We start from the raw sequence: 12,840 nt of genomic DNA, 5'->3' as shown, positions 1-12,840 counted from the left end.
CGTGGGTGAACGCAGAAAGGCCCACCCGGTTGGGGGTGGGCCTTTCTGGAATGGTGTTCGGCGGCGTCCTACTCTCCCACATCCTGGCGGGTGCAGTACCATCGGCGCTGAAGGGCTTAGCTTCCGGGTTCGGAATGGGACCGGGCGTTTCCCCTTCGCTATGGCCGCCGTAACGGTATCGAGTTGTCAAACGGGTTCCCGTTCGTTGCTCGGGAACCGCACAGTGGACGCGTGCATGATGTTGTGGTGAAGTGGTCGGCTGATTAGTACCGGTCAGCTGCGACGGTCGTTGGTCCCGTCTTCCACATCCGGCCTATCTACCCAGTGGTCTAGCTGGGAGCCTCTCACCCCTCGAGGGGGCATGGAAACCTCATCTTGAAGCAGGCTTCCCGCTTAGATGCTTTCAGCGGTTATCCCTTCCGAACGTAGCCAACCAGCCGTGCTCCTGGCGGAACAACTGGCACACCAGAGGTTCGTCCGTCCCGGTCCTCTCGTACTAGGGACAGCCCTTCTCAAGTTTCCTGCGCGCGCAGCGGATAGGGACCGAACTGTCTCACGACGTTCTAAACCCAGCTCGCGTACCGCTTTAATGGGCGAACAGCCCAACCCTTGGGACCTACTCCAGCCCCAGGATGCGACGAGCCGACATCGAGGTGCCAAACCATGCCGTCGATATGGACTCTTGGGCAAGATCAGCCTGTTATCCCCGGGGTACCTTTTATCCGTTGAGCGACGGCGCTTCCACAAGCCACCGCCGGATCACTAGTTCCGACTTTCGTCCCTGCTCGACCTGTCAGTCTCACAGTCAAGCTCCCTTGTGCACTTGCACTCGCCACCTGATTGCCAACCAGGCTGAGGGAACCTTTGAGCGCCTCCGTTACATTTTAGGAGGCAACCGCCCCAGTTAAACTACCCACCAGGCACTGTCCCTGGTCCGGATCACGGACCGAGGTTAGACATCCGAAGCGGTCAGAGTGGTATTTCAACGTCGACTCCACGAACACTGGCGTGCCCGCTTCACAGTCTCCCACCTATCCTACACAAACCGCACCGAACACCAATACCAAGCTATAGTAAAGGTCCCGGGGTCTTTCCGTCCTGCTGCGCGTAACGAGCATCTTTACTCGTAGTGCAATTTCGCCGAGTTCGCGGTTGAGACAGCGGAGAAGTCGTTACGCCATTCGTGCAGGTCGGAACTTACCCGACAAGGAATTTCGCTACCTTAGGATGGTTATAGTTACCACCGCCGTTTACTGGGGCTTAAATTCTGAGCTTCGCCTTGCGGCTGACCCGTCCTCTTAACCTTCCAGCACCGGGCAGGCGTCAGTCCGTATACATCGTCTTGCGACTTCGCACGGACCTGTGTTTTTAGTAAACAGTCGCTTCTCCCTGGTCTCTGCGGCCCTCCACGCTCCCCGGGCAAGCCGGTTCACGCTTGAGGCCCCCCTTCTCCCGAAGTTACGGGGGCATTTTGCCGAGTTCCTTAACCACGATTTGCTCGATCGCCTTGGTATTCTCTACCTGACCACCTGAGTCGGTTTGGGGTACGGGCGGCTAGAACCTCGCGTCGAGGCTTTTCTTGGCAGCATAGGATCACCCAGTTCCCGCTTGCGCGGTCACCGTCGGCTCTCAGGCTCAGGAGGGGCGGATTTGCCTACCCCTCACCCTACGACCTTGGACGTGGACTACCATCGCCACGCCGGGCTACCTTCCTGCGTCACCCCTGTTAATACGCTTACCTACTACCGGATCGGGTCGCGGCCCGTACGCACCGGTGCCCCCGAAGGGGCGGTGGCACGCACGAGGCGCTGAGCATCACCGGGCTCGGTATGGGCGGTTCTTCGCCGGTACGGGAATATCAACCCGTTGTCCATCGACTACGCCTGTCGGCCTCGCCTTAGGTCCCGACTTACCCAGGGCGGATGAACCTGGCCCTGGAACCCTTGGTCATTCGGCGGACGGGTTTCTCACCCGTCATTCGCTACTCATGCCTGCATTCTCACTCGTGTGGTCTCCACCGCTGGGTCACCCCGCGGCTTCACTGCCCACACGACGCTCCCCTACCCATCCACACACCTGGACCACGAAGGCCTAGTACACGTGTGAATGCCACAGCTTCGGCGGTGTGCTTGAGCCCCGCTACATTGTCGGCGCGGAATCACTTGACCAGTGAGCTATTACGCACTCTTTCAAGGGTGGCTGCTTCTAAGCCAACCTCCTGGTTGTCTGTGCAACTCCACATCCTTTCCCACTTAGCACACGCTTGGGGGCCTTAGCTGGTGGTCTGGGCTGTTTCCCTCTCGACGACGGAGCTTATCCCCCGCCGTCTCACTGCCACGCTCTGGCTTACCGGCATTCGGAGTTTGGCTAACGTCAGTAACCTGGTCGGGCCCATCGGCTATCCAGTAGCTCTACCTCCGGCAAGAAACGCGTGACGCTGCACCTAAATGCATTTCGGGGAGAACCAGCTATCACGAAGTTTGATTGGCCTTTCACCCCTAACCACAGGTCATCCCCCAGGTTTTCAACCCTGGTGGGTTCGGGCCTCCACGCGGTCTTACCCGCGCTTCACCCTGCCCATGGCTAGATCACTTCGCTTCGGGTCTAGAGCACGCGACTGACACGCCCTATTCGGACTCGCTTTCGCTACGGCTTCCCCACACGGGTTAACCTCGCCACGTACCACTAACTCGCAGGCTCATTCTTCAAAAGGCACGCCGTCACCCCTGCTAGGGAGGCTCCGACGGCTTGTAGGCACACGGTTTCAGGTACTATTTCACTCCCCTCCCGGGGTACTTTTCACCTTTCCCTCACGGTACTTGTCCGCTATCGGTCACCAGGTAGTATTTAGGCTTACACAGTGGTCTGTGCAGATTCACTCCAGGTTTCTCGGGCCCGGAGCTACTTGGGATCCCTCTCGGGAGGCCGCATCATTTCGTCTACGGGGGTGCCACCCTCTGTGCCGGGCCTTTCAAGACCCTTCGACTATGACACGGCTTTCTGACTCCCTGCCCGGTCGGCAGACCGGACCGAAAGGTCCCACAACCCCGTACGCGCAACGCCTGCCGGCTTGCACACGCGCACGGTTTGGCCTGATCCGCTTTCGCTCGCCACTACTCACGGAATATCTCTTCCTGCCGGTACTGAGATGTTTCACTTCCCGGCGTTCCCTCCACACACCCTATATATTCAGGTGCGGGTCGTACGACATGACTCGTACGGGGTTTCCCCATTCGGACATCCTCGGATCACGGTTCGTTTGCCAACTCCCCGAGGCTTATCGCAGGCTACGACGTCCTTCTTCGGCTCCTGGTGCCAAGGCATCCACCCTGTGCCCTTATCAACTTGACCACAAAAATCAAAGATGCTCGCGTCCACTGTGCAGTTCTCAACCAACGACCAGGACCCACCCGGAACACCCGACGCCCACCCCCACCAGGGAGCGGTCCACCGGACCAGGGGCCTGCCGGCCACCCGACCCCTCCCACCACCCGGAGCACAACCCCGACCAGCAGAAGCGATCATCGCGACCCCAAGGACAACACCCGCGAACGGCTGTTCCCTCAGGACCCAACAGCGTGCCTGGCCGACCCCCACCCCTGACCCATCCGTTCCCACCCGCACCCACCGAAGCGAGCACGACGTACTAGGACGAACCAGAAGCAAAGACCGGCCGTAGTCGATGTTCCACCCGTGAGCTCCACCCCCGACACGTACGGCCAGGGCATGGGCCTGGACACCCGACCGCACCCATGACAGGCACGACCAGCTGCCAGATGCTCCTTAGAAAGGAGGTGATCCAGCCGCACCTTCCGGTACGGCTACCTTGTTACGACTTAGTCCTAATCGCCAGTCCCACCTTCGACGGCTCCCCCCCAAAGGTTGGGCCACCGGCTTCGGGTGTTACCGACTTTCATGACTTGACGGGCGGTGTGTACAAGGCCCGGGAACGTATTCACCGCAGCGTTGCTGATCTGCGATTACTAGCGACTCCGACTTCACGGGGTCGAGTTGCAGACCCCGATCCGAACTGAGACCGGCTTTTTGGGATTCGCTCCACCTTGCGGTATCGCAGCCCTTTGTACCGGCCATTGTAGCATGCGTGAAGCCCAAGACATAAGGGGCATGATGATTTGACGTCATCCCCACCTTCCTCCGAGTTGACCCCGGCAGTCTCCCATGAGTCCCCGGCATAACCCGCTGGCAACATGGGACGAGGGTTGCGCTCGTTGCGGGACTTAACCCAACATCTCACGACACGAGCTGACGACAACCATGCACCACCTGTACACCGACCTTACGGGGAGCACATCTCTGCACTTTTCCGGTGTATGTCAAGCCTTGGTAAGGTTCTTCGCGTTGCATCGAATTAATCCGCATGCTCCGCCGCTTGTGCGGGCCCCCGTCAATTTCTTTGAGTTTTAGCCTTGCGGCCGTACTCCCCAGGCGGGGCACTTAATGCGTTTGCTGCGGCACGGAATCCGTGGAATGGACCCCACACCTAGTGCCCAACGTTTACGGCATGGACTACCAGGGTATCTAATCCTGTTCGCTCCCCATGCTTTCGCTCCTCAGCGTCAGTTGCGGCCCAGTGACCTGCCTTCGCCATCGGTGTTCCTCCTGATATCTGCGCATTCCACCGCTACACCAGGAATTCCAGTCACCCCTACCGCACTCTAGTCTGCCCGTACCCACTGCAAGCCCCAGGTTGAGCCTGAGGATTTCACAGCAGACGCGACAAACCGCCTACGAGCTCTTTACGCCCAATAATTCCGGACAACGCTTGCGCCCTACGTATTACCGCGGCTGCTGGCACGTAGTTAGCCGGCGCTTCTTCTGCAGGTACCGTCACTTGCGCTTCTTCCCTGCTGAAAGCGGTTTACAACCCGAAGGCCGTCATCCCGCACGCGGCGTCGCTGCATCAGGCTTGCGCCCATTGTGCAATATTCCCCACTGCTGCCTCCCGTAGGAGTCTGGGCCGTGTCTCAGTCCCAGTGTGGCCGGTCGCCCTCTCAGGCCGGCTACCCGTCGTCGCCTTGGTAGGCCATCACCCCACCAACAAGCTGATAGGCCGCGAGCCCATCCCTGACCGAAAAACTTTCCAGGCGCCCAGATGCCCAGGCACCTCATATCCGGTATTAGCCACCGTTTCCGGTAGTTATCCCAGAGTCAGGGGCAGGTTACTCACGTGTTACTCACCCGTTCGCCACTGATCAGACCAGCAAGCTGGCCATCACCGTTCGACTTGCATGTGTTAAGCACGCCGCCAGCGTTCGTCCTGAGCCAGAATCAAACTCTCCGTCAATGTCCAACGCCACCCAACCACCCGAAGACAGTCAGGCAACAGACACAACAAAGAACAACACAGATCTGGCATCAAAAAGGAACCCACCACCCACGGGGTGGACGACAGGCTCCCATCAACACCAAGCCCACCACGACACAACATCGCAGCAGACAACTTGGCATCGACTACTTGGCACACTGTTGAGTTCTCAAAGAACAGACGCTCATCCGTCTTGGCCTTTCGACCCGTTCGGAGGCAACCGTTCAAACTTAGCGGTTCGACTTCCTCCGGTCAACTTCGCTGCTCTGTTCGGCCTCGGCCGCGGAGAAGCGGTCGGAGCCGGGCAGTCCGGTCGTCAGGAGCGGGTCGAACCCGCGTCGGACTCGGCCGAGACCACAGCGGTGCCGTGGCGTCGAGAGTCCGGGTGGCCCTCGGCGGGACCGACCACCGGGTGTTCCCTGGTGTTCGTTCCTCCCTGCCGGGGGCCTGTGAAGGTTATGCAACGCTCGGGCAGAAGTGCAAATCCCGGACGTGGTGACCCGCGTCACGCCGTGCAGACCGGCTCCCCAGCGGTTCCGGCGCCCGGCGACGGCCGAGGCGCGCGGCGATCGGAAGGGTGCGGAGCTCAGTACGGAGCTCAGTACAGGGCGCTGGCGAGCGCGCGCCGGGCCGCCACGACTCGCGGGTCGTCGGTCCCCACGACCTCGAACAGGTCGACGAGGCGCTCCCGGACCCGGTCGCGGTCGGCACCCGACGTCCGCCGGACGACGTCGACGAGGCGGTCGAAGGCGTCCTGGACCGCGCCACCCATCACGTCCAGGTCGGCGACGGCCAGTGCGGCGTCAACGTCGTGGGGGTCCGCCGCCGCAGCCTCCCGGGCCTTGCGGGCGTCGAGGGGGGCCGTGCGCTCCAGGAGGCCGACCTGCGCGAGACCGGCCCTGGCCATCGCGTCGCGCGGGTTCTCGCGGAGCGCCTGCTCGTACGCGGTGCGAGCGCCCGGCAGGTCGTCGCGCTCGAGGGCGTCGTACGCGGCCTGGTGCAGCGGGGGCAGCGGAGGCTCTTCGGGCTCGGCCGGGGCCTCGGGCTGCTGCGCGGCTGTCACGCGCCCGGTGATGCCGTTGGCCTGCGCCGCGGCGAGCACCTGGTCGAGCACGCCGCGGATCTGGTCCGGGGCGGGTGCACCCTGGAAGAGCGGGACCGGCTGACCACCCAGGACGGCGACAGTCGTCGGGACCGACTGGGCGCCGAACGCCTGGGCGATCTGCGGGTTGGCCTCGGCATCGACCCGGGCGAGGAGCCAGGTGCCGCCGTCGTCCTGCGCCATCGCCGCCAGCTGACCGGCCACCGTGGCGCTCACCTCGCTCCACGACGCCCAGAGCACCACCACGACGGGGTGCTCGCTCGACCGCCGCACCACGTCGGCGAACGAGGCCTCGTCGACGTCGACGACGTAGGCGCCCGGGGCCGGGAGGCCGCCCGGTGAGCCCGGGGGCGGTGTCGAGGGCCTGCCGAGCGAGGAGAGGTCGACGGCTCCACGCACGTCGAGGCGCGGTCGAGGCTGCGAGGACTGCGACATACGAACTGTCTCCCTGGGTGCTGCGTGAACGGCCGACCTATTGTGCGGCGACGGCGGTGAGGACGGCCTCGGCGGCGACGAGCTGCACCTGTGCCGTCGACCCCGCTGGCGGGACCCGGAACACCAGCACGTCGGTGTACGTGCGCACCAGCGACTGCGTCGCCTCGGACGCCGCTGCCAGCGCGGACTCCACCGGACTCAGGCTGAGCTTGGCACCGCCGACGGTGACGGACACCGTGGACACCGTCGTCACCTTGCCGATGACGAGGGCGCCCCCGTCGACCGTGCCGATCACCGTCAGCGGAGCGGGGTCGGGCGTGTACGTCTCCGCCGCGTTGCCGACGTCCTTGACGTTGGCAGCCAGGGTCTGCCGGGCGGAGGTCACGCTCGTGCGGAACGGGTCGGGCGCGAACTGCGACGCCGACTGCGACGCGTCTCCGTTCGAGAGCACGTCGGCGTAGGCCGGCATGACCTGGTCCGGGCGGACGCTCAGGCCGCTCGCGTCGGCCGGGAGCACCGGGCTGCCTGCACCGGGCGTCGCGGTGGCCGGCATCGAGACCCCCGGGAACAGCCGCGCCCATCCCCACAACCGGTACGGGTCGCGGGGCGTCGTCTGCTCCAGCACGAGGAGGCGGGGTGCCTGCAGGTCGTCGGGCTGCACGGTGACGACGACCTGCGTCCGCGGCCAGCCCGAGGTCCGCGGCTCGATCACGGCTTGAGCGCTGGTCGGGAGAGCCGTCGGCGGTCGCTGACCGTTGGTGGCCTGCGCGCGCAGGTACTCGGCGTGCCGCATGGCCAGGGCCGGGTCCATCACGCGGGCCGTCAGCGCGTTGGAGTCGAGGGCGGCGTCACCGGCCGTGAGCACCTTGCCCAGGTCACCGAGGACGGTGGTGGTCTGCGCAACCGACAGCACCGGTGGGGGCACCGCCGGGGCGGCCTGAGGGTGCGGTGCCGGTGGCGCCGCGGCGCAGCCGGCGAGCACGGAGCCCAGGACCGCGGCCACGGCGGTGAGCCCGGCGGCCCGTCGTGAGAGCGCCCGTGAGCCCGAGGTCACGGAGAACGCGCGTGCGGTGCTCATCGGCCCTCCCCTCCTCGGTCGTCGGCGGGCGGCTCGGTGGGCAGGCCCCACGCGCGCCGCCACGCGTCGGCGCGGGACGACGGTGAGTCCTCCGCGCCTTCGTCCGTCGCAGCGGGCTGCTCGTCGCCGGAGCGGGCGGGTGGCGTGGACGGTCGGCCGATGGACGGGGCCGACTCGCCGGTGGGCGGCTCATCGGGCCGGCTGACGAGCCACGAGGGGTGCACCGGCGGGCGCGGTGCGGCGGGCTGGCCCGGACGGTCGCCGCGGTCCGCGGGCACCCCGGACTCTCCCGCGCCGGGCACTGGCACCCAACCGCCGGGTCGCGGCGGCTGCGCGGTGCGACGGGAAGCCAGCGGCTGACCGGGGCGTGCCGGGCCTCCCGCTGTCCGGGAACCCGGTGCGCCCGTCTGTCCTGAACCGGTCCGGGCGGGGGCGGCGGGCCCCTCCTGCCCGGACCGGTTCAGCACGACCGGGCTGGGTGCGTCCCCGCCTGACCTGGCGACGGGCCTCGCGCCGGCAGCGTCCGGAGGAACGGGCGCGGCCCACGCGGGACGGCCCTCGTGCGGGGTCGGCGTTCCGGGCGAGGTCGCACCGTGGGTCGTGGGTTCGTGCGGCTGCGTCCCGAGGTCGGGCTGTGCGGCCGCCGCACGACGGGCGCGGCGGCCCCCGGCGGCCCACGGCGGTGCCGGGCGCTCGATCGGCGGGGCAGACGGTGGTCCGCCAGCGGACCCCAGGTGCGATGGCGCCGCAGCCGACGGCACGGCGACGGGCGACGTCCCGACGGTGTCCGCGGCGGCACCCGCGGGCGACCTGTGCGCGGACGCAGCGCGGCGTGCGGCGTCCGCGGCGGTCACCGTGTCGGTGGCGGGTCGCACCTGCGGCGCGATCGGCGTGGCGCCGGGGGTCGAGGACGCGCGAGCGACCGGTGCGCCCGGGAGGCGCCCAGCGGCGGGAGGCAGCGGACGGGGCTGCGGTCGGGTGCCCGACCGCTCGCCCAGCGCGGATGGCGGCCCGATCTGCGTCGTGCTGGTCGGCGGCACCGTGGCCGCATCCTGCTCGCCCGGAGCAGCTGCGCGCGCGTCGACCGCTCCCACCGCCTGGACGGCGCCGGTGGGCGGTCGACCGCTGCGGCTCTGGAGCTCCCGCAGCTGCCGACGCGTCAGGACGGCGCCAGGCCCGGCCGGGAGCACCTCGGGAACCGCACCCGTCTCCACCGAGGTCCAGCCGTCGTGACCGGTCCTGGTCCGCCACCAGTCCCGACCCAGCAGCACGGCGCCGGCCAGGAGGAGCAGACCCCCGAGCACCAGTCCGGGAACCAGCCACGGCGACGAGACGACCCGGGGCCACGACATCTCCAGCGTGGGGTTCACGGCGGAGCCGTCGGCGGCGATGCCCGCGACGAGGAGGCTCCAGCGTCCGTCCTGGGCGTGCCACGTGAGCTGCGCCGACCCCGTGCCCGTCGCCTGGGCCACCCACATGTCGGATCCTGACGGGTCCGCTGCCGGCTTCGCGGCCGTTCCCGGTGCAGCGGAGGCGCTGGAGCTTGGGGCCGCCGACGCGGCTGCGGCCGTCGCCGACGGGCTCGAGGCAGCGGCGCCCCCCGACGGTGATGCGGACGCGGACGTCGGGCCCGCCGGCGACGGCGCAGCGGACGACCCCGGTCCGGCGAGCCGCAGCGTTCGCCAGCCGGAGAGCCCCGACACGCGCTGGCAGGGATCGCTGCCCACCCAGCCGCTGACATCGGTGTCCCGACCGACGGCGAGCACGACGTGGTCCCCCGCCGGGACCTGCGCGCGCACCGTGACCGGGTCTCCGCCGAGCTCCAGGACACCGGGGTCCGTGACGACGAGACCGGCGGTCGCAGTGGCCCGGGCGACCAGCATGTCGTCCGCGCGCCAGAGGGTCGCGGAGGCGACCGCCAGGGCGATGACGACGAGCCCCAGCAGGCCGATGCCGGCCTCGATCAGTCGCTTGCGCACACACAAATCCTCTCGGACGGGACACCCAGGATAGGCGGGCGGCCCGGGACGGCCCGCCGAACGGGAGGTTCCCCACCCCGTTCGGCCCATGGGCTCCTTCACCCGTTCCGCGTATCCTGGCGCCGGGTCGCCGGTCTCGACACGTGGTCGACCGCGCCGTCGCGTGCCCACGCCCCCTGGAGGATCAAGCCCGTGTCCGATGCCCGGCCCACCTTCCCCGTCGTCAACTTCCGCGGCTACGACCGCGACGCCGTCGACGCGCGGATCGCCGCTCTCGAGAAGGCCGTGGACGACGCCCGTTCGCAGGTCCAGGCCGCTGATGCCAAGGCGCTCCAGGTCGCCGGTGAGCTGTCCGAGGCGCACCGGCAGCTGCGGGAGGCGGAGCGGCCCACGTACTCCGGCCTCGGCTCGCGGATCGAGCAGCTGCTGCGCTCCGCCGAGGAGCAGTCGTCCGACGTCGTGACGCAGGCCAACGCCCAGGCGGCGGACTCGCTCGCGCGGGCCAAGCTCGCAGCCGGGCAGCTCCGCGCCCGCGCGGAGAACGAGGTCGCGGAGCTGCTCGCGACCGCGCGCCGCGAGGCCGAGGAGGTCCGGACGTCGGCGGCCACGGAGGCGGAGAGCCAGCTGACCGCCGCCCAGCGGAGGGCCGAGGAGCTGGTCGGCTCCGCCGAGCGCGAGGCGGCTCGGATCGCGAGCGCGATCGCCACCGAGGAGAGCGAGCGGCGCACCACCCTCGAGCGCGAGCTCGGCACGCTACGGGCGACGGTCGAGCACGAGGCGACCCAGCTCCGGGTCGCGACGGAGCGCACCGCGAGCGAGCTGCGGGCGCGCACCGAGGCGGAGACCGAGGCGATGCGCGCCGAGGCCGAGCGCTACGACCAGGATCTGCGCCGCGCGGCCGACGTCGAGACGACGGAGCTGCGTCAGCGCGTCGAGTCCGAGCTGGCCGCCCGGACCTCCGAGGTGGACCGGTACGCGGCACGGGTCCGGGCCGAGGCGGACGACGAGGCCGCCGCCCTGCGCCAGCACGTGGCGGACGAGGTCACGACCCTGCGCGCGTCGGCCCAGGAGTACGCCGACCAGGTGCGTTCCGCGGCGGAGCGGGACGGGGCGGCCCTGCAGCAGCGGGTCGCCGCCGAGGTGGCGGCGCTGCGGACCGAGGCGGAGCAGTACGCGTCCTTCGTGCGGGCCAGCGCGGAGCGGGAGACCGGCGAGCTGCGCGCGACGACCGCGGACGAGCTGGCGGCGGCTCGCACCGAGGCGGAGCAGGCCGTCGGGGCGCTCCGTGCGGAAGCGGCGCAGTACGCGGCCGACCTGCGGGCCCGTGCCGAGCGCGAGACGTCGGAGCTGCGGGAGCGCACGAAGGTCGAGACGGCGCACCTCGCCCAGGTCACGGAGCGGGAGACCACGCAGCTGCGGGAGACCACCGAGCGGGAGGCCGCCGAGCTGCGGGCGACGGCCGCACGCGAGACCACGGAGCTGCGGGAGACCACGCGCCTGGAGGTCGAGCGGCTCCAGACGGAGGCACGGCGGTCGATCGCCGACCTGACCGCGAACGCCAAGGCGCACGCCGACACGCTGGTGCGGGATGCCGAGCAGCGCCTGGCGGACGCCGAGCTGGAGATCGCCTCGAAGCGGGAGGCCGCCGAGCGCGCGGACTCCGAGCGCCACGAGCGGGCTCGTGCCGAGACGGAGCGCCTGGTCGCGGACGCGGAGGCGCACGCCGCCGAGGCCGAGCAGCGGGTGGCCAAGGCGCTCGCCCAGGCCGAGAAGGTCCGGACCGACGCGGAGGCGCACGCCCGGGACCTCGTCTCGAACGCCCGCAAGAACGCCGACCGCGTGGTCTCCGAGGCCCGAGAGCACGCGGAGAAGCAGATCTCGGACGCGATGATCGAGTCCGAGCGCGAGCGCACCTCCGCCCAGCGCCAGGTGGAGGACCTGAACCGGCAGCGGGAGTCGATCACCGGGTACCTCGACGAGCTGCGGAACCTCCTCGGAAGCAACCCGGACCGCTCGGCGCTGGAGAAGGCCGGTCGCGTGGAGGCCGAGTTCGAGAAGAACCGTCAGTCGGCGGCGGAGCGCCCGGCGCGGAGCAGCCGGCCGGCGGTACGGGGCGCCAAGGGAAGGCCGGCACCGGTGTCCGCCGCTGCGACGGCGCCGCCGAGCCCTGCGGCCGACGACGAGCCCTCGGCAGGTGCCGACACGGCTGCGGACGGCATCCCGGAGGACGCGCCGACGCCGACCCGCGAGGCCGAGCCCGAGGGGCAGCCCGAGGCGACCGGCGAGACGGGCGGAGCCGAGTCCGTGCGTGACGAGTCGGTGCGTGACGAGTCGGTCCCGGACGGGTCCGTGCGGGACGAGTCGGAGGCGCCGGCGGAGTCGACCGACGCCGCATCCGCTCGCGGCTGAGCGCCGTGAGCGCGCAGGGCGGGTCGTGGGACGCCCGGCACGCCGGGAGCGACGACCACCCGCAGAGCGACGACTCCGCTGAGGCCTCCGACGCGTCGTCCTGGCGTGCGGAGCGTCGGGCCGCGGCGGACGCCCACGCCGAGGCGCTGCACCGGCGTCAGAAGGCGGAGTCGGACCGCGCGCGGGCGATGCTCGCCGAGCTCGTGGCACGGGCGACCGCGCGCGGTCCGGCGCCGGTGCCGCTGCGGGCGCGCAGCTTCGACGGCCGGCACCGGTACCGGACCGGGCTGGAGGGCTGGTACCTCCGGCAGGACGAGTCGCTCGCGGTCTCCACCGCCGGTGACTTCTACGTCCTGCGCGCGCCGGCGCGCCTCGCGTCCCTGTGGCGGGGCGTCGAGCTGACCCCGCAGGACCCACCGCTGGTGCTGGGCGCCGGCGGCAAGGACGGGGAGTCGCTGGACCTCGACGTGGCGATCTCCCGCGTCCTCGGCGGCGCCTGACCGCAGGCAGG

The 12,840-nt window shown here is 68.9% G+C and carries 5 protein-coding genes and 3 rRNA genes; 2 read left to right on the top strand and 6 right to left on the bottom strand.

From position 1 onward, the window contains the following. Nucleotides 1-55: 55 nt before the first annotated feature. From rrf to ACFQTY_RS12115, 6 genes are all read right to left on the bottom strand, one after another. A 5S ribosomal RNA gene (gene rrf, locus ACFQTY_RS12140) occupies nt 56-172 on the bottom strand. 71 nt (nt 173-243) lie between these two features. Next, nucleotides 244-3,351, bottom strand: a 23S ribosomal RNA gene (locus tag ACFQTY_RS12135). 436 nt (nt 3,352-3,787) lie between these two features. After that, nucleotides 3,788-5,305: ribosomal RNA gene (locus ACFQTY_RS12130) — 16S ribosomal RNA — on the bottom strand. The 16S, 23S and 5S rRNA genes sit together here, the layout of an rRNA operon. A gap of 619 nt (nt 5,306-5,924) precedes the next feature. Then, nucleotides 5,925-6,863, bottom strand: coding sequence for a tetratricopeptide repeat protein (locus tag ACFQTY_RS12125; protein WP_378100697.1), 939 nt, complete (start codon nt 6,861-6,863; stop codon nt 5,925-5,927). A 37-nt stretch (nt 6,864-6,900) separates the two neighbouring features. Further along, nucleotides 6,901-7,941: a hypothetical protein gene (locus ACFQTY_RS12120; protein ID WP_378100695.1), complete on the bottom strand. Its 1,041-nt coding sequence runs from the start codon at nt 7,939-7,941 to the stop codon at nt 6,901-6,903. After that, nucleotides 7,938-9,920, bottom strand: a complete 1,983-nt coding sequence (locus ACFQTY_RS12115; protein WP_378100693.1) for a hypothetical protein — start codon at nt 9,918-9,920, stop codon at nt 7,938-7,940. The genes ACFQTY_RS12120 and ACFQTY_RS12115 overlap by 4 nt, the downstream gene beginning before the upstream one ends. 192 nt (nt 9,921-10,112) lie before the next feature. On the opposite strand from ACFQTY_RS12115, the gene ACFQTY_RS12110 reads away from it, so the two are divergent. Continuing rightward, a complete protein-coding gene (locus tag ACFQTY_RS12110; protein WP_378100691.1) occupies nt 10,113-12,329 on the top strand; it encodes a hypothetical protein in 2,217 nt (738 codons plus the stop codon). 5 nt (nt 12,330-12,334) lie between these two features. Continuing rightward, entirely contained in the window at nt 12,335-12,829 is a 495-nt protein-coding gene (locus tag ACFQTY_RS12105; RefSeq protein ID WP_378100690.1) for a hypothetical protein, read from the top strand. Nucleotides 12,830-12,840: the final 11 nt, after the last annotated feature.

Origin of the sequence: Cellulomonas sp. T2.31MG-18 (genome assembly GCF_964266755.1) — a bacterium.
Taxonomy (GTDB): domain Bacteria; phylum Actinomycetota; class Actinomycetes; order Actinomycetales; family Cellulomonadaceae; genus Cellulomonas.
This window is presented reverse-complemented; position numbering and strand designations above follow the sequence as displayed.